At 60.3% G+C, this 19,005-nt stretch carries 15 protein-coding genes; 10 read left to right on the top strand and 5 right to left on the bottom strand.

What is annotated here, in order from left to right; genetic code table 11:
* Nucleotides 1-349: 349 nt before the first annotated feature.
* Nucleotides 350-1,726, bottom strand: coding sequence for a bifunctional UDP-N-acetylglucosamine diphosphorylase/glucosamine-1-phosphate N-acetyltransferase GlmU (gene glmU / locus FHS03_RS01500; protein WP_183439248.1), 1,377 nt, complete (start codon nucleotides 1,724-1,726; stop codon nucleotides 350-352).
* Between the two features lie 28 nt (nucleotides 1,727-1,754).
* On the opposite strand from glmU, the gene FHS03_RS01495 reads away from it, so the two are divergent.
* From FHS03_RS01495 to FHS03_RS01475, 5 genes are all read left to right on the top strand, one after another.
* Nucleotides 1,755-2,654, top strand: coding sequence for a DUF6279 family lipoprotein (locus tag FHS03_RS01495; RefSeq protein WP_183439247.1), 900 nt, complete (start codon nucleotides 1,755-1,757; stop codon nucleotides 2,652-2,654).
* Between the two features lie 72 nt (nucleotides 2,655-2,726).
* Nucleotides 2,727-3,362, top strand: a complete 636-nt coding sequence (gene rsmD / locus FHS03_RS01490; protein ID WP_176345023.1) for a 16S rRNA (guanine(966)-N(2))-methyltransferase RsmD — start codon at nucleotides 2,727-2,729, stop codon at nucleotides 3,360-3,362.
* A 54-nt stretch (nucleotides 3,363-3,416) separates the two neighbouring features.
* The gene (coaD, locus tag FHS03_RS01485) at nucleotides 3,417-3,917 is read left to right on the top strand and encodes a pantetheine-phosphate adenylyltransferase (protein WP_050410425.1); all 501 of its coding nucleotides are present in this window, start codon (nucleotides 3,417-3,419) and stop codon (nucleotides 3,915-3,917) included.
* Between the two features lie 33 nt (nucleotides 3,918-3,950).
* Nucleotides 3,951-4,205 (top strand): YfhL family 4Fe-4S dicluster ferredoxin, encoded by a 255-nt coding sequence (locus FHS03_RS01480; RefSeq protein WP_183439246.1) that lies wholly within the window; start codon nucleotides 3,951-3,953, stop codon nucleotides 4,203-4,205.
* Between the two features lie 82 nt (nucleotides 4,206-4,287).
* On the top strand, nucleotides 4,288-4,881 hold the full coding sequence (locus tag FHS03_RS01475; RefSeq protein WP_221208007.1) for a chalcone isomerase family protein: 594 nt from the start codon (nucleotides 4,288-4,290) through the stop codon (nucleotides 4,879-4,881).
* A gap of 55 nt (nucleotides 4,882-4,936) precedes the next feature.
* Here FHS03_RS01475 and FHS03_RS01470 read toward each other — a convergent pair whose 3' ends face one another.
* A complete protein-coding gene (locus tag FHS03_RS01470; protein ID WP_176345026.1) occupies nucleotides 4,937-5,230 on the bottom strand; it encodes a hypothetical protein in 294 nt (97 codons plus the stop codon).
* Between the two features lie 135 nt (nucleotides 5,231-5,365).
* Here FHS03_RS01470 and FHS03_RS01465 point away from each other — a divergent pair, with 135 nt between their 5' ends.
* The gene (locus FHS03_RS01465; protein WP_183439245.1) at nucleotides 5,366-6,334 is read left to right on the top strand and encodes a LysR family transcriptional regulator; all 969 of its coding nucleotides are present in this window, start codon (nucleotides 5,366-5,368) and stop codon (nucleotides 6,332-6,334) included.
* A gap of 138 nt (nucleotides 6,335-6,472) precedes the next feature.
* Here the strand turns inward: FHS03_RS01465 and FHS03_RS01460 are convergent, their stop codons facing one another.
* Nucleotides 6,473-6,928, bottom strand: coding sequence for an Lrp/AsnC ligand binding domain-containing protein (locus FHS03_RS01460; RefSeq protein WP_050410417.1), 456 nt, complete (start codon nucleotides 6,926-6,928; stop codon nucleotides 6,473-6,475).
* A gap of 212 nt (nucleotides 6,929-7,140) precedes the next feature.
* Between FHS03_RS01460 and putA the strand changes: the two genes are divergently transcribed.
* Nucleotides 7,141-10,791: a trifunctional transcriptional regulator/proline dehydrogenase/L-glutamate gamma-semialdehyde dehydrogenase gene (putA, locus tag FHS03_RS01455; RefSeq protein ID WP_183439244.1), complete on the top strand. Its 3,651-nt coding sequence runs from the start codon at nucleotides 7,141-7,143 to the stop codon at nucleotides 10,789-10,791.
* 141 nt (nucleotides 10,792-10,932) lie between these two features.
* Here putA and FHS03_RS01450 read toward each other — a convergent pair whose 3' ends face one another.
* The gene (locus FHS03_RS01450) at nucleotides 10,933-11,658 is read right to left on the bottom strand and encodes a 5'-methylthioadenosine/adenosylhomocysteine nucleosidase (RefSeq protein ID WP_229426012.1); all 726 of its coding nucleotides are present in this window, start codon (nucleotides 11,656-11,658) and stop codon (nucleotides 10,933-10,935) included.
* 270 nt (nucleotides 11,659-11,928) lie between these two features.
* On the bottom strand, nucleotides 11,929-14,988 hold the full coding sequence (locus FHS03_RS01445; RefSeq protein WP_183439243.1) for a bifunctional diguanylate cyclase/phosphodiesterase: 3,060 nt from the start codon (nucleotides 14,986-14,988) through the stop codon (nucleotides 11,929-11,931).
* Between the two features lie 404 nt (nucleotides 14,989-15,392).
* Here FHS03_RS01445 and FHS03_RS01440 point away from each other — a divergent pair, with 404 nt between their 5' ends.
* The 3 genes from FHS03_RS01440 (at nucleotide 15,393) to FHS03_RS01430 (ending at nucleotide 19,004) form a co-directional block, all read left to right on the top strand.
* Nucleotides 15,393-16,430, top strand: a complete 1,038-nt coding sequence (locus FHS03_RS01440; RefSeq protein ID WP_183439242.1) for an NAD(P)H-dependent flavin oxidoreductase — start codon at nucleotides 15,393-15,395, stop codon at nucleotides 16,428-16,430.
* A gap of 22 nt (nucleotides 16,431-16,452) precedes the next feature.
* Complete coding sequence (locus FHS03_RS01435; protein ID WP_183439241.1) at nucleotides 16,453-18,078, top strand: GMC family oxidoreductase; 1,626 nt, start codon at nucleotides 16,453-16,455, stop codon at nucleotides 18,076-18,078.
* A 155-nt stretch (nucleotides 18,079-18,233) separates the two neighbouring features.
* The gene (locus FHS03_RS01430; protein ID WP_050410405.1) at nucleotides 18,234-19,004 is read left to right on the top strand and encodes an ABC transporter ATP-binding protein; all 771 of its coding nucleotides are present in this window, start codon (nucleotides 18,234-18,236) and stop codon (nucleotides 19,002-19,004) included.
* The last annotated feature ends 1 nt before the right edge of the window (nucleotide 19,005 follow it).

Genomic DNA, 19,005 nt, shown 5'->3' with positions numbered 1-19,005 from the left:
TGTTAACAACTTTATCCACGGAATTTTCCCCGCATTTCCACAAGCTTATCCACATGACGCTTGCAAGAAAAATAGGCGGAATTGGTGCTATACAGGCTTGTTCAGCAGTTTTCCAATACTTACCCAAGGGCTTAACCACAGCCTTATCCACATTGGCGGCAAATAGTTGCAAAAACCAAACTATTCAGCGTGGAAAGAAAGTTATCCCGCCACATTCCCCAGCTTATCCCCTTGTTTATCCATGGGCTTATGCCCGGTTTTTCCGCAGACATATACACATATTTATCCACAAGCCCGCGTAAACGTAAAACGGCGCCCGAAGGCGCCGTCGTTCCTACTAGGAACAGTTTTACTTCTTGACCTTGACCGGACGCTTCCAGCCTTCGATGGTCAATTGCTTGGGACGGGAAATGGTCAGCTTACCGGCCGGCGCATCCTTGGTCAGGGTGGTGCCGGCGCCCAGGGTCGCGCCCGCGCCGACGGTGACGGGGGCCACCAGCTGGCTGTCGCTGCCGATGAAGGCGTCGTCCTCGATCACGGTGCGGAACTTGTTGGCGCCGTCGTAATTGCAGGTGATGGTGCCGGCGCCGATATTCACGCGCGAGCCGATGGTGGCGTCGCCGATATAGGCCAGGTGGTTGGCCTTGCTGTGCGCGGCCACCTGGCTGTTCTTGATCTCGACGAAGTTACCCACATGCACGTCCTCGCCCAACTCGGTGCCGGGACGCAGGCGGGCATACGGGCCGATGATGGAGGCCGGACCCACTACCGCCTCTTCGATATGGCAGAAGGGCTTGATGGTGGCGCCGGCAGCCACGTGCGCATTGACCAGCACATTGTAAGGGCCGACAGTGACGCCGTCGGCCAGCTCGACGCGGCCTTCGAAGACGCAGCCGACGTCGATGGTGACATCGCGGCCGCAGATCAGCTCGCCGCGCACATCGATGCGGTGCGGGTCGATCACGGTCACGCCTTTTTCCAGCAAGGCCTTGGCGATATTGTTCTGGTGGATGCCTTCCAGCTCGGCCAGCTGCACCTTGCTGTTGACGCCCAGCACTTCCCACTCGGCCTCCGGATGGGCGGAGACCACGTCCACGCCCTGGGCCACGGCCTGGGCCACGATATCGGTCAGGTAGTACTCGCCCTGGGCATTGTCGTTCTTCAGCGCGGTCAGCCACTGCTTCAGGTGGGCGGTCGGCGCCACCATGATGCCGCTATTGATTTCCTTGATGGCGCGCTCGAATTCGTTGGCATCCTTCTCTTCGACGATGCGCATGATCTGGCCGCCGACGCGCACGATGCGGCCCAGGCCGAAGGGATTGTCCTGCACCACGGTCAGGATGCCGAGCTTGTCCTTACCGGCCGCTTCGGCCAGGCGCTGCAGCGAGGCGGCGCTGGTCAGTGGCACGTCGCCGTACAGGATCAGGGTCGGCACGCTGTCATCGAGTTCCGGCAGCGCCTGCATCACGGCGTGGCCGGTGCCCAACTGCGGTTCCTGCAGGGCGGCGCTGATCTGCATGCCGTCCGGCTTTTTCTGCTTTTCCAGCGACTCCAGCACGGCTGCGCCGCCGTGACCGTAGATCACGCATAATTTGGCGGGAGACAAGGTGCGCGCGGTATCGATCACGTGCCACAGGAGCGGCTTACCGGCCAGGGGATGCAAAACTTTCGGCAGGGCGGATTGCATGCGTTTGCCCATGCCGGCGGCGAGAATAACAACGTTCATAGGCCGAAAATTCGAGAGAGTTAAAAATATGCAAAAGTTTAACACGCAGCACTCTTTTTCCCGTCGCGCCAGCCTGTATATCGTGCTGGCCCTGGCCTTGCTGGTCACGGCTTGCAGCTCGCTGCGTCTGGCGTACAACAATGGCGATACCTTGCTTTACTGGTGGTTGGACGGCTATATCGATTTCGACGGCGAGCAGAAGGGCGAGGCCAAACACGATATCGACGAGCTGTTCCGCTGGCACCGCAAAACCCAGTTGCAAGACTATGTGCAGGTGCTGCAGAAGGCCCAGGCCCAGCTGCAGCAAGGCAAGATCAGCCGCGCCGACCTGCTGGCTAGCTATCACGATGCGCGCAACCGCACCCAGGCCCTGCTGCTCAAGGCGGCGCCCGATATCGCCGATATGGCGCTGACTCTCCATCCCGAGCAACTGGCCCAGATGGAAAAGAAATTCGCCAAGAACAATGCCGATTTCCGCAAAAAGAATATGAAAGGGGACCGCGAGCAGCAGAACAAGTTCCGCTATAAGAAGTCGATGGACCAGTTCGAGCTATGGTTCGGCAATTTCAGTGCCGAGCAGGAGGCGGCGATCCGCCGCGCCTCCGACGCCCGTCCGCTCGACAATGAAATCTGGCTCGACGAGCGCATGCGCCGCCAGCGCAGCATCCTGGAACTGGCGCAGCGCATCGCGCGCGAGCAGCCCAGCCGCGAACAAGCCATTGCCTGGGTGCAGAGCCTGATCCGCGAAAGCTTCGCGCGCATGGACAATTCCGAACGCAAGCCTTTCATGGACGCGTATACCAATAGCACCATCGACCTGGTCTACACCGTGGTCCAGCTGGCCACGCCGGCGCAGAAAGCCCATGCCCACAAGCGCATACAGGGCTGGATCGACGATTTCAACACGCTGGCGGCCCAGGCCAAATAAGGGCTGGCGGGGCGGCCCGAGGGCGGCTGCATGGTATAGTGGCCGCCGTTGAACCATCCTCTCCGTTGTCCCATGCAAAAGAAGAAGCCCGCCAAAGTCCCCGTCCACGGTCCCCAGCACGCCAAGCAGGTGCGCATCATCGGCGGGCAATGGAAACGTTCGACGCTGCCCGTGCTCGAAGCGCTGGGCCTGCGTCCCACGCCGGACCGCGTGCGCGAAACGGTGTTCAACTGGATCAACCACCTGCGCGACGGCGAATGGGCCGCGGCCCAGGTGCTGGACCTGTTCTCCGGCAGCGGCGCGCTCGGTTTCGAAGCGGCCAGCCGTGGCGCGCAGAACGTGCTCATGATCGACAGCAATAGCGCCGTGGTACGCCAGCTGGACAGCATCAAGGCCAAGCTGAACGCCGCCAATGTGACGGTGCAGCGCGGCGACGCCGTGGCCAGCGCCCAGTCGCTGGCGCTGCGCGGCCAGCGCTTCGACCTGGTCTTCCTCGATCCGCCTTACCAGCAAGACTTTCTGAGCAAGGCCCTGCCGCTGTGCGCCGGCCTATTGAAAGAAGATGGCCTGGTGTATGCCGAATCCGGCCTGCCGCTCACGTTCGAAGGCGAAGAAGTGCCCGAGTGGATGGCGGCTTGGGAGGTGGTCCGGGCGGACAAGGCTGGCATGGTGTACTATCATTTATTGAAATTGCGCCTAAAAAATTAGCAGCAGCGATTTCAGGCATAATGCGCGTTTTGGTGCATATCGCAGGGAGCCGCAATGGTTGTAGCAGTTTATCCGGGAACGTTCGATCCCCTGACCCGTGGTCACGAGGATCTGGTACGCCGTGCCTCCGGCCTGTTCGACACGCTCGTGGTCGGGGTGGCCGATAGCCAGAATAAAAAGCCTTTCTTCTCGCTGGAAGAACGCCTGACCATCGCCAACGAGGTGCTGGGGCATTATCCCAACGTCAAAGTGGAGAGTTTCTCCGGCCTGCTCAAGGATTTCGTGCGCCAGCACGATGCGCGCGTGATCGTGCGCGGCCTGCGCGCCGTGTCCGACTTTGAATATGAATTCCAGATGGCCGGCATGAACCGCTACCTGCTGCCGGACGTCGAAACCCTGTTCCTGACCCCGTCCGACCAGTACCAGTTCATCTCCGGCACCATCGTGCGCGAGATCGCCCAGCTGGGCGGCGACGTGTCCAAATTCGTTTTCCCCTCGGTCGACCGCTGGCTGCAAAAGAAGATTGCCGCGCTGAAGGCCGAGTCCCAAGCCTAGCCTTAACGTTTTACCTGTATTGCGAGTACTGCCATGGCCTTAATGATTACCGACGACTGCATTAATTGCGATGTGTGCGAGCCCGAGTGCCCGAACGACGCGATTTATATGGGGCCGGAAATTTACGAAATCGACCCGGATAAATGCACCGAATGCGTGGGACACTTCAGCGAGCCGCAGTGCCAGCAAGTGTGCCCGGTGAGCTGCATTCCCTTCAATCCGGAACGCCGCGAAACCCAGGACCAGCTGTACGAGAAGTTCGAGCGCCTGCAAGCCGCCAAGGCTTAAACGTCGCAAAATAGCATGGGCGTGCACAATTAGGCGCGGCCGGTGGTATATTTCACCGGCAACCACACTAATTGGAGACCGCATGTCCATCACCCGCCGCACCCTGATCCAGGCAGCCGCCGCTGCCCTGATGCTCTCTGCCGCCCCGGTTTTCGCCAGCACCGACGTGGCCGGCGTGAAATTCGAGGAAACCGCCACCGTCGCCGGCCAACAGCTCAAGCTGAACGGCGCCGGCCTGCGCACCAAGGTCATCTTCAAGGTCTATGCCCTGGGCCTGTATCTGAGCGAGAAAAAGACCACCATGGCCGACATCCTGGCCGTGCCGGGCGCGCGCCGCATCCAGATCGTCAGCATGCGCGACCTGAGCTCGGAAGACTTCGGCAAAGCCTTCATGGATGGCTTGAACGCCAATACCGACCAAGCCGAACGCACCAAGATCCTGCCGCAAACCAAAACCTTCGGTGAAATGTTCGCCGCCATCCCCGGCCTGAAGAAGGGCGATGTGCTGCTGGTGGACTGGGTTCCCGGCGTCGGCACGCAATGCCAGCTGAATGGGAAGAAAATCGGGGAAACCGTGCCGGATGTCGCGTTCTACAACGCCATTACCCGCATCTGGATTGGTGACAAGGCCGTGGACAGCTCGCTCAAGCCGAAACTGCTCGGTGAAGTGAAGTAAGCTTCGATGCTGCAATGCGGCAGACGGGGGGACCCGCTGCCGCCACGTTCATTTCTTACGAACGCGATGCCAGAGCATACAGCTCGGCGGCATGGCTGGGCGAGCCATCGGGCGAGTTCAGCATGCTTTTCAAGAGCATCGCGTCATGCATCTTGCGGCGGTTCAGCTGCTCCTCTTTACTCATTTTTGGCTTCACGACCATCATTGCCGCGCGTGCCACACCGCGCAGCAGCGGCTGGAACAGCATCACGGTGCCGAATACCAGGGCCACGCCCAGCAGCACCAGGACGGCGTCCATGAAGGAGAGGTCTTGCAGGAAAAGTTGCGACGCGGAAATGAAGGTAGACATGATGTTTCAGTTGCATTTAGAATCTAGCGTAACTATAGTGCAGCGCAACATATAAATCTAATTTTGTTTCCCAATAATAATTATAATTATTGTGAATAATCATTCGAGCCGCCCCCAACCTGACCGCCAAACACCATGAGCTTTCTGACGCTGGACCTGAACCTGTTGCGCGTCTTCGACGCCGTGATGACCGAGCAGAACCTGACGCGCGCGGCCGGCCACCTGGCCATGACCCAGCCGGCGGTCTCGAACGCCATCAAGCGCCTGCGCGAAAGCCTGGGCGACGACTTGCTGATCCGCACCGCCTACGGCGTCAAGCCGACCCCGCGCGCCGAAGCGCTGTGGCCGGCCGTGCGCAGCGCCCTGGCCTCGCTGGAAGCGGCGGTGGCGCCCGGCACGTTTGACGTGTCGCGCGCCCACGCCACCTTCCGCATGGCCATGGCCGACGCCACGGCCGCCTTCTGGCTGCCTTCGCTGATGCGTTCGATCGAGCGCGAAGCGCCCGGCGTGAATGTGCGGATGGTGCCGCTGACGACGCGCGAGCCGCGTCCCATGCTGCTGCGCGGCGACATCGACCTGGCGGTCGGCTTCTTCCCCGGCGTGGCGGCCCAGCTGATGAGCGAACCGAGTTCGCCGATCCGCCACGAGCGCCTGTATTCGGGAACCTATGTCTGCGTGATGCGGCGCGACCATCCGCTGGCCAAAAGCGAGCTCACGCTGGACAACTACTGCGCCGTCAACCACCTGCTGGTGAGCTTCTCCGGCCGCGCCCACGGCCTGGTGGACGAAGCCCTGGCCCAGATCGGCCGCGAACGGCGCATCCTGCTGACGGTGAACCAATTCTTCACCGCCGGCCGCGTCGTCGCCAACTCCGACCTGGTGACGGTGCTGCCCAAGCACCTGATCGCCTCCACCGGCATGACCGACGCCCTGATCTCGAAAGAGCTGCCGTTCCAGCTCCCCGCCGTCCACCTCGACATGCTCTGGCACGAACGCGACGCCCGCAGTCCCGTGCACAAATGGCTGCGCAGCCACCTCGAAAGCATGAACAGCGTCACCCAGCGCACCGCGCCCGGCACCGCGCCCAAGAACGACACCTACTAAACCTTTGATCTAAATCAGCAAATGTCCCACCCTGGTGTCAGGCACCAGAGCAGGACATTGCTTGATTTTTCTCAAAGAATGTCCGACCGTGGTGCCTGACACCAGGGTGGGACATTGTTTGATTTGGCGCAAACGGGCTTATTTGATGGGGAGCTTGCTGGTGTTTTTGACTTCTTCCATCACGGCGTAGGTGTGGGTTTCGCGTACGCCTTTCTGCAGCAGGGTCTTGCCGAGGAATTCACGGTAGGCGGCCATGTCCTTGACGCGTGCTTTCACCAGGTAGTCGAAGCCGCCGGCCACCATATGGCATTCGAGCACTTCGGGGATGACTTGCACACTTTGCTTGAAGGCGTCGAAAACTTCGGGCGTGGTGCGGTCGAGCACGACTTCGATGAAGACGAGCAGCGACACGTCCAGCAATTGTGGATTAAGCTGGGCGGTGTAGCCCATGATGTAGCCGGATTCATGCAGCTTGCGCACGCGCTCCAGACAGGCGGCCGGCGAGAGATTGACGCGTGCCGCCAGTTCTACATTGCTGATGCGGCCGTCGCTTTGCAGCTCCATCAGAATCTTCTTACTGATCTTGTCCAGCATGGATTCATCCCCTAATTAATTTTATTTGGTCAAATTCTCTCACTAAAAACTATGTATTGCTAGTCCTAAGCAATACCAGAATTAATCCAGAAGAATCCCGCATACAATCAAATCATCAGCAGCACCGTAGAACACGCTCCGCAAACAGGGTTTGTCGGGCGTGTTTTCTTATGTGCTCAACCTCATTATTTCTTCGATAAAAGAGCCCCTTCATGCACCCAGCAGCCCCTCCTTCCCTCGTCCCGTTTGCTACTTTGCAAGCCGAAATCCTGCGCGATCCCAGCCCGCTGCGCGCCGCCGTTACCGCTGCATATCGCCGCGATGAGCAGGGCGCCGTGCAATGGCTGCTGTCGCAAATCCGCGAGGGCGGCGCGGAAACCACGCAACAGGCGCAGACGCTGGCCCAGCGTCTGGTGAATTCGGTACGTGAAAAACGTACCCGCTCGTCGGGCGTGGATGCGCTGATGCATGAGTTTTCGCTGTCGTCGGAAGAGGGCGTGGCGCTGATGTGCCTGGCCGAAGCACTGTTGCGTATTCCAGACAGCGCCACCGCCGACCGCCTGATTGCCGACAAAATCAGCAAGGGCGACTGGCGCAAGCACCTGGGCGAGTCGCCTTCGCTGTTCGTCAATGCGGCGACCTGGGGTCTGCTGGTGACGGGCAAGCTGGTCAGCTCGAGCAGCGAGCAGGGCCTGGGGTCGGCCCTGACCCGCCTGATCGCCAAGGGCGGCGAACCGCTGATCCGCAAGGGCGTGGACCTGGCGATGCGCATGCTGGGCAACCAGTTCGTGACCGGCCAGACCATCGATGAAGCGATCAAGAACGGCCGCGAGAACGAATCGAGCGGCTACCGGTATTCCTACGACATGCTGGGCGAAGCGGCGCTGACCGAGGCGGATGCGGCCAACTACTACGCCGCCTATGAAACCGCGATCCACGCCATCGGCCGCGCGTCGAACGGCCGCGGCATCAAGGAAGGCCCGGGCATTTCGGTCAAGCTGTCGGCCCTGCACCCGCGCTACAGCCGCGCCCAGCGCGAGCGCGTGATGAATGAGCTGCTGCCGCGCCTGCGCCAACTGGTGCTGCTGGCCAAAGGCTATGACATCGGCCTGAATATCGACGCGGAGGAGGCCGACCGCCTGGAACTGTCGCTGGACCTGATGGAGGCGATGGCGTTCGACCCGGCCCTGGCCGGTTTCGACGGCATCGGCTTCGTGGTGCAGGCTTACCAGAAACGTTGCCCCTTCGCTATCGACTTCCTGATCGACCTGGCCAAGCGCAGCGGTCGCAAATTCATGGTGCGTCTGGTCAAGGGCGCGTATTGGGATGCCGAGATCAAGCGTGCCCAGGTCGAGGGCATGCCCGGCTACCCGGTCTACACGCGCAAGGTGTACACCGATGTGTCCTACCTGGTGTGCGCGCAGAAGCTGTTGGCCGCGACCGACGTGATTTATCCGCAGTTCGCCACCCATAATGCGCACACCGTGTCCACCATCTACACCTGGGCCAAGCGCGACGGCATCGAAGACTACGAGTTCCAGTGCCTGCACGGCATGGGCGAAACGCTGTACGACCAGGTGGTCGGCGCCGACAAGCTGGGCAAGGCCTGCCGCATTTACGCGCCGGTCGGTTCGCACGAGACGCTGCTGGCCTACCTGGTGCGCCGCCTGCTGGAAAACGGCGCCAACTCGTCCTTCGTGAACCAGATCGTGGATGAGAGCATTCCGGTCGAATCGCTGGTGAAAAACCCGCTGGACATTGCGCGCGAACAAGGCGGCCTGCCGCACCCGGCCATTCCACAGCCGCTGCATCTGTTCGGCGCCGAGCGTCTGAACTCGGCCGGCCTGGACTTGGCGAACGAAGACGTGCTGCGCCATATCTCGGCCGTGCTGGCCGAACAGCGCAGCTGGAGCGCCGTGCCGCTGCTGGCCGTGGCCGCCAGCGAGGGCCAGCCCGCCCAGCCGGTCGTCAACCCGGCGCAGAAGAGCGATGTGGTGGGCCAGGTGACGGAAGCCAATGCCGCCGACGTGGAAAACGCGCTGGCCAGCGCCAGCCATTTCGCCATGGACTGGCAGACGGTGGAACCGTCGCAGCGCGCCGCCGCCCTGGTGCGCGCCGCCGAGCTGTTCGAAACCCATATGCTGGAATTGATGACGCTGGCGATTCGCGAAGCCGGCAAATCGCTGCCGAATGCGATCGCCGAGATCCGCGAAGCGGTCGACTTCCTGCGCTATTACGCCGCCGAGGTGGGCAGCGCGCCGAATACCCTGGCCCTGGGCCCGGTCACCTGCATCAGCCCCTGGAATTTCCCGCTGGCCATTTTCACCGGCCAGGTCGCGGCCGCACTGGCCGCCGGCAATGTGGTGCTGGCCAAACCGGCCGAGCAGACCCCGCTGATCGCTTTCCGCGCCGTGGAACTGCTGCATGAAGCCGGCATTCCGCGTGCCGCCCTGCAATTCCTGCCGGGCCGCGGCGAAGTCGTCGGCGCCGGCCTGTGCAACGATGCCCGCGTCAAGGGTGTGATCTTCACCGGCTCGACCGAAGTGGCCCAGCTGATCAACCGTTCGCTGGCCAAACGCGCGGCGGCCGAGCATGCCGATATCCCGCTGATCGCCGAAACCGGCGGCCAGAACGCCATGATCGTCGACTCCTCCTCGCTGCCGGAGCAGGTGGTGCAGGATGCGATTTCCTCGGCTTTCGACAGCGCCGGCCAGCGCTGCTCGGCGCTGCGCGTGCTGTTCCTGCAGGAAGATATCGCCGACAAGACCATTCGCACGCTCAAAGGCGCCATGGCCGAGCTGAAAATCGGCAGCCCCGACCGCCTGGTGACCGATATCGGCCCGGTGATCGATGCCGAAGCACAGCAAAACCTGCTGGCCCACATCGAAACCACGCGCAAAACGGCCGTCAACAGCTTCTCCCTGGGCCTGCCAAGCGATGTGAACGGTACGTTCGTGCCGCCGACCGTACTCGAAATCCGCTCGCTGAACGAGCTGAGCAAGGAAGTTTTCGGGCCGGTGATGCACGTGATCCGCTACAAGCGCTCGGAACTGCCCAAAGTTATTGGCGAAATCAATGCCAGTGGCTTTGGCCTGACCCTGGGCGTGCACTCGCGCATCGATGAAACCATCGATTTCATCACGTCGCGCGCGCACGTGGGCAATATCTACGTCAACCGCAATATCGTGGGCGCCGTGGTGGGCGTGCAACCGTTCGGTGGCGAAGGCAAATCGGGCACGGGGCCGAAAGCCGGCGGTCCGCTGTATCTGAAACGTCTGCAACGCAACGCCGTGCTCGCATCGACGCCGGAACGCCGCACCACCGCCGCTTTCGACGCCTTGGCAGCCTGGTCCAAAGCCAAAGGCCTGGACACGGTGAGCAAGCTCAGCGACAAATACGCCCACAGCAGCCTGCTCGGCAGCACCACCGTCCTGCCTGGTCCGACGGGTGAACGCAATACGCTGAGCTTCACCTCCCGCGGCGCCGTATTGTGCGCAGCCAGCACCCAGCCAGCCCTGCTGAACCAAATTGCCGCCGCCATGGCGACCGGCAACCAGGCCCTGGTGCTGGAAAGCAGCCCGGCTTTGCTGCCAGCCGACCTGCCGGCAGCCGTCAAAGACCGTATCCAGGTCTTCAGCAAGCTGAACGACGTCAACGCCGGCTTCCAGATCGCCCTGGTCGAATCGTCGCTCAGCGCCAGCTTGCGTCCTGAGCTGGCAGCCCGTGACGGCGCCCTGGTCTCCGTCATCGACAGCAGCGACGACAGCGAAATCCCGCTGTGGCGTCTGGTTGCCGAACGCGCCCTGTGCGTCAACACCACCGCAGCCGGCGGCAACGCCAGTCTGATGACGCTCGGTGCCTAAACCAGCCGTTTGAGCTGAATCAACAAATGTCCACCCTGGTGTCAGGCACCAGAGGTGGACTTTTTTTGCGCAAAATCAAAGAATGTCCGGTTCTGGTGCCTGACACCAGGGTTGGACATTTGTTGAGAAAAATCAAACGGCTTAGCTGTGGCAGAAGTTTTTGAGGATGCCGTAGGCGTAGCGGGAGGCGACGGTTTTGACGAAGTGCATGAAGTCGGTGGCGGCATATTCGTTGGCGTCGTCTGAAATCGTGCGTATCACCGCGAAGGGGACGCCTAGCTCGAAACAGACTTGGGCGACGGCTGCTCCTTCCATTTCGACTGCGAGCAGGTCAGGCAGTCGTCTTTTTAGCTCGGCGAGCTTGGCCGGGTTTTCCATGAATTGATCGCCACTGCCGATCAGGCCGCGGTGGATGTTGCTCGGCAGTTTTTCGGTTTCCAGGTATTGGCGCGTGGCGGCATGCAGTCGCCGGCTAAGTTCGCGATCGGACATCAGGTGCGAAATCCCTGTCAGCGGGACTTCAAAACGGGGAAACAGGGGACTGGCATCCATATCGTGCTGAATCAGCGATTCGGCCACCACGACATCACCTACACGTACCCCAGAATCGGCACTACCAGCTACGCCAGTAAAGACGATGTGGGTAACTTGAAACTTCTCCACAAGGATTGCAGCGGTCATCGCAGCAGCAACCTTGCCAATTCGCGATAAAACACACACAGAATCGATTTCCCAGAGTTTTCCGGCTGTGTACTCACGCATGCCGTGGATGAGCTTGTAGGGGCTTTTCATGGCTTCTATGAGGCCGTGTTGTTCTTCAGCTAAGGCTGAGATGATTCCAAGACGCATTTTTTGTGCTGAGTTCATAGTTTTTCCAGGATTTGGACTTTGCTCGCGTGAATCGCGACTTTTCCTTTTAATATAGATAAAAGTAGATATATAAAGATGGTAGTAGATAGTAAACGCGAGGTCTACTGTGGATAAGTCTGTTAACATCCACAAAATCAGAAGTTTACGGTCTTGTAAACTGGCTGGAAAAACCTTGCGTCTGCAAAGGACGAGTTTGGGACAAATTTTTCAGCTGGGGCTAACTGAGGCGTTTACGCACATTCGATCCTGTGGATATTCAGGCACTTATCAACAGACAAGGCTGATTTTCTCCAGTTTGTCCTCCGAAACCGGCTCGGACAGCAGATTGCCCTGGCCAAAATCACTACCGGCAGCCTTCAATATCGCCAACTGGCCCGGATGTTCGATGCCTTCCGCGATCACCTGGATGCCGAGCGTGTGCGCCATGGCAATAATCGCCCGGCACAGCTCCTGGCCATGGATGCCATCGTCCAGATTGGCGATGAAAGCCGGATCGATCTTCAGGTAGTCGATCTGGAAGCGCCGCAGGAAGCTGACCGAGCAGTAACCGGTGCCAAAGTCATCCAGCGCCAGCTGCATGCCGGCTTCCTGCAGCCGTTTGAGCTTGCCGGTGGTCTGGCTATTCGCATCCATCAGCAGCTTTTCCGTGACTTCGATGACAATGCTGCGCGCGTCAACCTGTCTTTGCCGCAGAAATGCCAGCCAGCTTTCCACATTGCAGTCTTCGCTGCGGAATTGCAGGGCCGACTTGTTCACGCACACCTGGAAATTCGGGCCATATTCGGCTTGCAGACGTTGGGCCAGCAGCACGGCTTGGCGGAAGATCCAGTCGCCGATACCGACGATGGCGCCGGAATGCTCGGCCGCGGCGAGGAATTCAGCCGGCGTCAGCAGGCCGCGCGATGGGTGCTGCCAACGCAGCAGGGCTTCCACCTTTTGCATGCGGCCGCTGGCCAGCGCAATCACGGGTTGATAGACCAGACGTAACTCATTGTTTTCCAAGGCTTGCCGCAGCTCGTGCTTGAGCGTGGCGCCTTCCTGCATGGCTGGGGCGAAGTAGTGGTAACCGTTGCGGCCCTGCTGTTTGGCCGCGTACATGGCTTGATCGGCGTTTTTCAGCAGGGTTTCGGCGTCTTCGCCATCGTCCGGATAACTGGTGATGCCGATGCTGGCCGAAATCTGGACTTGATCCTTGCCCAGATCGAAGCTATCGGCCGTGCCGGCCAGCACATCGCGCACCACGCGCAGGACAGCGGAGGCTTGGTGCACCTCGCTGAGGATGATGGTGAACTCGTCGCCGCCGAGCCGGGCCACGGTATCGCTGCTGCGCACGCATTGGCCCAGCCTTTGCGCCACTTTTTGCAGCAGCACGTCACCCATGGCGTGGCCCAGGGTGTCGTTGACGCCCTTGAAGCCGTCCAGGTCGATGAAGAGCAGGGCCATGGATAGGCGGTGGCGCTGCGATTTCTTCAATTCCTGGTTCAGGCGCTCGTTGAACATGCGGCGGTTGGGCAGGCCGGTCAGGGCGTCGAAATTGGCTTGCTTCCAAATCAGCTCTTCCGAGGCTTTGCGCTTGGTGACGTCGGAGAACAGGGCGACACGGCGGTAGGCCGCAGCGTTTTCATCACAAACGCTGTCGAAGCGCAGGGCGACCAAGTAGTGTTCGCCGTTTTTGTGCTGGTGCCAGATCTCGCCTTCCCAGCGACCCGTATGCAGGATGGACTGGCGCATGCGGCTGAAAAACTCCCGATCCTGCAGCCCGGCAGTCAGCTGATACGCGGGACGGCCAACTACTTCCCGTTCTTCATAGCCGCTGATGCGCGAGAACGCGGGGTTGACGGAGAGGATCGTGCCTTCTTCATCCGTCACCAACATGCCTTCCGAGCTGTTTTGGTACATCAGGGCGGCCAGTTTCATCGATTCTTCGTGCTTTTTGCGGTTGGTGATGTCTTCGACCATGGAAAACAGGCCGACAACCTGGCCTTTATCGTCGAAATCGGGCACATAGCAGACGCTATCCCAGCGTTCGCCATGGGAAGTGAGCACTTTGCGTTCGTATCGGGTGTTCTGGCCGCCGAACGCCTTGTCGAGATGCGGCAGGACAATCTGGTACAGCTCTTGGCCGACCGTCTGGGCGGCGGATTTGCCGATCAGGCTTTGTCCTATCTGGCCGAATCTTTCCTCGAAGCGGCGGTTGGTGAAGCTATAGCGGCCATCACGGGTAACGTAGGCGATCATGATCGGCAAGTTGTCGGCAATCAAGCGCAGGCGTTGTTCGCTGGCCGTCAGTTTGGCTTCGGTGTCCCGGCTGCGCACGTAGAGCTGGCGGTAGCGGCTTTCTCTTTCTTCGACTTTGGCGTAGGAGCGCAAGGCGAAGTGGCCGCCAGCGAGCATGATGCCCAGCAACAGGGTCAAGCCGAGTACGCCGGCGAAGATATGCCGGTCCATGGCCAGGCCGATGGCGGTATCGGAACTGCCCGACACCACGATCAGCGGAAAGTCTTGCAACACCGCATAGCTGAACACGCGGGAAACGTGATCGATGGGACTGATGGTGGTGAAGGTTCCGTTTTTACTTTGAGGAACGCGTTTGAACAATTCGTTGTTGCGCAGATCCCAGCGGAAAGTGCGTTCGAATTGCGGTGCGCGTGCGATCAGATGGCCACCCATATGCACCAGGGAAATCGAAACATCCTTGCCTAGCCGCGATTTTTCGAACACTTCGGCAAAACGGCGCGCATCCAGGGGGGCGGCGATCACGCCAAGAAACTTGCCTTCAGCATTTTCCACGCGACGGCTGATGACGAAGAGCCGGCTTTTGGTGATATGGCTAAGTATGGGTTCGCCGATGAACAGCTTGTTGCCCACCTTGTTTTGTAAATGGGCTTGGAAATAGTCGCGTTGCGAAAAATCCGTGCCAGCAATTGGCAAATCGTTGGAGGCGGCAACGCCTTGGCCTTGCGCATCGATGAAAGCCAGCCAGTAGACGCCTTGAAAGGAACTGCCGCGGGAAGAGAGCAGGGCGGCGATACGGTTGTTCACGTTGTTGTGGTCGGCAGGCAGCAGCTTGAGTGCATTGCTGAAACCTGTGAGGGAGAGGTCGACAAATTCGATGGTCGATAGAACCTGGGCTTCGATCGCTCGCGTGTAGTGCTGAGTCTGGCGCGCGATGGCTTGCTCGCGTTCTTGCGCTGCAGTGTGGATTTCCCAGACAACGATCGCTGTAGCGAGTACCGCCATAGTCAGCAGACCGGCGATCAGGCGCTGTCGAAAGCGCAGGTAAGCGTTCGATTGGACGGTTGGCTTGCCTGAGCGCTGTTTGGACAAGGCTATCCTCAGCTGTGCAGTTTGGGTTTTTGGGTCGAGTCAGTATAGGGGATGCTGGACGCGCAGCGTAGCGGGTGTTGGATTTTTGACTGCGTGAAGGAAAAAGCTGGCTTCGTTTACATATGAATAGTGTGTATACAAGATAGTAATGGTTGTTAACAAGTGCCGGTTTTTGTGGATAACCAGGTAAACCAGCGAAAAATCAGGGATTTGGCTCTTGTATAAGGCGGCGCGTAAACCTTGTATGGGCCAGGAACTGTTTTTGGACAAAAATGACGGCTCCGAAAAAAGTTTTGTTTACTCACAAACGATACCTGTGGATATCCAATCACTTATCAACAGCTCCAAGAGGAGGTTTTTAGGCGTATCCTGACAATCTTTCTGCATGCTCAGGAGTAATGCCGATGGAACTGCTGTCCCTTTTTCCCCATCCCATCATCCAGGGGCCGACTGCCGGCGGTTCGAATACGCCAGCCCAGATTGCGGCCGTGTCGAATGCCGGCGGACTCGGTTCCTTGGCCGCTTCCCTGCTGACGCCGGATGCGCTGCGCGCCCAGGTGGCTGAGATCCGCCGTCTGACGAGCAAGCCTTTTGCGCTGAATTTTTTCGTTCAAGGCACGCCGGCGCCCGATAAAGCCGAGCTGGAACGGGCTGCCGGGCTGCTCAAGCCCGTGTGGACGGCGCTGGGTTGGCAGGAATTGCCGCTGCCGGCGAAATGGTGCGAAGATTTTGCTGCCCAGTTTGAAACCTTGCTGGAGCTGAAACCGGCCGTTGTCAGCTTTACTTTCGGCATCTTGCAGCGCGCGCAAGTACAGCGTCTGCACGAGGCTGGCATTGCCGTGGTCGGCACCATCACCACGGCGGAAGAAGCGCTGGCCTGGCAAGAGATCGGCGCCGACGCGGTGATTGCATCGGGAGTGGAGGCGGGCGGCCATCGCGGCACCTTCCTCGTGCCGCAGACGGAAGCCACGCTCGGCGCCGAGGATTTGCTGCTGGCGACGGTGGCGGCGGTGGGCATTCCCGTCATCTCGGCCGGCAATATCATGAACGGCGCCGACATCAAACGGCGGCTGGCGCTGGGCGCCAAGGCGGTGCAGATGGGGACCGCCTTCCTGGTGGCCGATGAATCGGCGATCCATCCGGCTTACAAGGCGCGCCTATTGAATCCGGGCGAGACGCCGACCCGGCTCACGCGCGCTTTCTCCGGCCGCTATGCGCGCGGCCTGGAAAACCGTTTCATGCGCGAGATGGCCGCGGTGGAAACGCAAGTGCCGGCTTATCCCGTACAGAATGCGCTGACCGGCAGCATTCGCGCCGAGGCGGCCAGGCGCGGCGATGCGGAATGGATGTCGCTGTGGTGCGGCACGGGGGTGGCCAAAGCGCGCGCCATGCCGGCGGCAAAGCTGGTCGAAACCCTGGTGGCGGAAATGCAGGCCGCATAACACTCACATGAAGGAGCGGTCTTTGGAATCAGCTGGACAGTTCGACTACATCATCATCGGCGCCGGCACGGCCGGCTGCGTGCTCGCCAACCGTCTGACGCGCAATGCGAAGGCGGAAGTGCTGCTGATCGAGGCAGGAGGGAAGGATGATTATGTGTGGATCCACATCCCGGTCGGCTATTTGCATTGCATCGATAATCCGCGCACCGATTGGCTGTTCCGCACCGAACCCGATGAAGGCCTGGGCGGACGCAGCCTGCTGTACCCGCGCGGCAAGGTGCTGGGCGGCAGCTCCTCGATCAACGGCATGATTTATATGCGCGGCCAAGCGCGCGATTATGAGCAGTGGGCCGATTTGTGCGGCGACGACAGCTGGCGCTGGAAGGCGGTTTTGCCGCTGTTCATGCGCAGCGAAGATCATCATGCCGGCGCTTCCGATTTTCACGGCGCGGGCGGCGAGTGGCGGGTCGAGAAGCAGCGCCTGTCGTGGCAGATCCTCGATGCTTTCCGCGAGGCGGCGGCGCAAAGCGGCATTCCGAAAGTGGAGGACTTCAACCGCGGCGACAACGAGGGCTGTTCCTACTTCGAGGTGAACCAGCGGCGCGGCATACGCTGGAATACGGCCAAGGCGTTTCTCAAGCCGGCGGCGCACAGGCCGAACCTGACCATCATGACTGGCTGTCACGTGGAAAAGCTGCTGATTGAAAAAGGCGAGCAGGGGCTGGTGTGCAAGGGCGTGGTGTTCAGCGGCGGCGGCACGCTCTACCGCGCCGATGCGCGCCGCGAAACCCTGCTGGCGGCCGGTTCCATCGGTTCGCCGCAGATACTTCAGTTGTCGGGCATCGGCCCGGCCGCCGTGCTGCAGGAAGCTGGCGTGCAGCCGCTGGCCGATCTGGCCGGCGTGGGCGGCAATCTGCAGGACCATCTGCAGCTGCGCATGGTGTTCAAGGTGCAGGGCGCGAAGACGCTGAACGTCATGACCAGCAACTGGCTGGGCAAGCTGCGCATCGGCCTCGAATATGCCTTGCTGCAGAGCGGGCCGATGTCGATGGCGCCTTCGCAGCTGGGCGCTTTCGCCAAATCGCATGCGGCGGAAGCGACGCCGAATCTGCAATACCATGTGCAGCCGCTGTCGCTGGAAAAATTCGGCGATCCGCTGCACGCTTTCCCAGCCTTTACGGCCAGCGTGTGCAATCTGCGTCCCACCTCGCGCGGTCATGTGCGCATCGCTTCGGCCGATTCGTATGCGCCGCCGAAAATCCTGCCCATGTATTTGAGTACGGAAGAGGATCGGCGCGTGGCCGCCGCGGCGCTGAATCTGACGCGCCGCATCGTGGCGGCGCCGGCGCTGGCGCGCTATGCGCCGGAAGAATACAAGCCGGGCATCCATTACCGCAGCGACGAGGAATTGGCGCAGGCGGCGGGCGCGATCGGCACCACGATCTTCCATCCGGTCGGCACCTGCAAGATGGGGCGGGACGGTGATGCATCGGCCGTGGTGGACAGCCAGTTGCGCGTGCGCGGCGTGGCCGGCTTGCGCGTGGTCGACGCTTCCATCATGCCCACCATCACCTCCGGCAATACGAATTCGCCGGTGATCATGATCGCGGAAAAAGCCGCGCAACTGATTCATTCGATGTGGGAATGAAGCGACAGGCGCTTTACGGAATCTCAAGCAGCACAAGAGGAAGCCAGGCGTAAACTGCTGAAGATCATGGTAGTTATACCGTATTGTGACGAAAATTTATTCTGTGTATGATCTAAAAAACTTTAGCTTTATGCAAAGAATAACCAGGAGACACAATGTCAAACTTTATCTTGGAAACAAGAGATTTGACCAAGGAGTTCAGGGGATTCACTGCTGTAAACGGAGTGAACCTGAAGGTGCAGCGCGGCCATATCCACGCACTGATCGGCCCTAACGGGGCCGGCAAAACCACCTGCTTCAACCTGCTGACCAAGTTCCTGGTTCCCACCTCGGGACAGATTCTATTCAATGGAAAAGACATCACCGCCGCCAGGCCGGCGCAGATCGCGCGCATGGGCGTGATCCGCTCTTTTCAGATTTCCGCCGTCTTCCCCCACCTCACAGTGTTGCAAAATGTCCGCATCGGCTTGCAGCGCAAGCTCGGTACGACCTTTCATTTCTGGCAGAGCGAGCGCAGTCTGGACCAGCTGAATGGCCGCGCCATGGAACTGCTGGAAGAGGTGGACCTGGGCAGCTTCGCCGACACCATCACCGTCGATATGCCCTACGGCCGTAAGCGCGCGCTGGAAATCGCCACCACCCTGGCGATGGAACCGGAGCTGATGCTGCTCGACGAACCGACCCAGGGCATGGGCCACGAAGACGTGCACCGCGTGACGGAGCTGATCAAGAAGGTTTCGGCGGGACGCACCATCCTCATGGTCGAACACAATATGAATGTGGTGTCCGGTATCTGCAACAAGATCTCGGTGCTGCAGCGCGGCGCCATGCTGGCCGAAGGCAGCTACGCCGAAGTATCGAAGAACGCCCAGGTGATGGAAGCGTATATGGGCACCGAAGCCACCGAGCTGGCGGGAGCCCATTGAG

The organism is Pseudoduganella violacea, from assembly GCF_014191875.1.
GTDB classification, from domain to species: domain Bacteria; phylum Pseudomonadota; class Gammaproteobacteria; order Burkholderiales; family Burkholderiaceae_D; genus Rugamonas; species Rugamonas violacea_A.
This window is presented reverse-complemented; position numbering and strand designations above follow the sequence as displayed.

Excerpts from the sequence above, each read along its gene's own strand:
- coaD (WP_050410425.1), top strand. The coding sequence starts at position 3,417 with ATGGTTGTAGCAGTTTATCCGGGAACGTTCGATCCCCTGACCCGTGGT.
- FHS03_RS01450 (WP_229426012.1), bottom strand. The coding sequence starts at position 11,658 with ATGAACTCAGCACAAAAAATGCGTCTTGGAATCATCTCAGCCTTAGCT.
- FHS03_RS01480 (WP_183439246.1), top strand. The coding sequence starts at position 3,951 with ATGGCCTTAATGATTACCGACGACTGCATTAATTGCGATGTGTGCGAG.
- FHS03_RS01440 (WP_183439242.1), top strand. The coding sequence starts at position 15,393 with ATGGAACTGCTGTCCCTTTTTCCCCATCCCATCATCCAGGGGCCGACT.
- FHS03_RS01470 (WP_176345026.1), bottom strand. The coding sequence starts at position 5,230 with ATGTCTACCTTCATTTCCGCGTCGCAACTTTTCCTGCAAGACCTCTCC.
- putA (WP_183439244.1), top strand. The coding sequence starts at position 7,141 with ATGCACCCAGCAGCCCCTCCTTCCCTCGTCCCGTTTGCTACTTTGCAA.
- glmU (WP_183439248.1), bottom strand. The coding sequence starts at position 1,726 with ATGAACGTTGTTATTCTCGCCGCCGGCATGGGCAAACGCATGCAATCC.
- FHS03_RS01460 (WP_050410417.1), bottom strand. The coding sequence starts at position 6,928 with ATGCTGGACAAGATCAGTAAGAAGATTCTGATGGAGCTGCAAAGCGAC.
- FHS03_RS01430 (WP_050410405.1), top strand. The coding sequence starts at position 18,234 with ATGTCAAACTTTATCTTGGAAACAAGAGATTTGACCAAGGAGTTCAGG.
- rsmD (WP_176345023.1), top strand. The coding sequence starts at position 2,727 with ATGCAAAAGAAGAAGCCCGCCAAAGTCCCCGTCCACGGTCCCCAGCAC.
- FHS03_RS01475 (WP_221208007.1), top strand. The coding sequence starts at position 4,288 with ATGTCCATCACCCGCCGCACCCTGATCCAGGCAGCCGCCGCTGCCCTG.
- FHS03_RS01495 (WP_183439247.1), top strand. The coding sequence starts at position 1,755 with ATGCAAAAGTTTAACACGCAGCACTCTTTTTCCCGTCGCGCCAGCCTG.
- FHS03_RS01465 (WP_183439245.1), top strand. The coding sequence starts at position 5,366 with ATGAGCTTTCTGACGCTGGACCTGAACCTGTTGCGCGTCTTCGACGCC.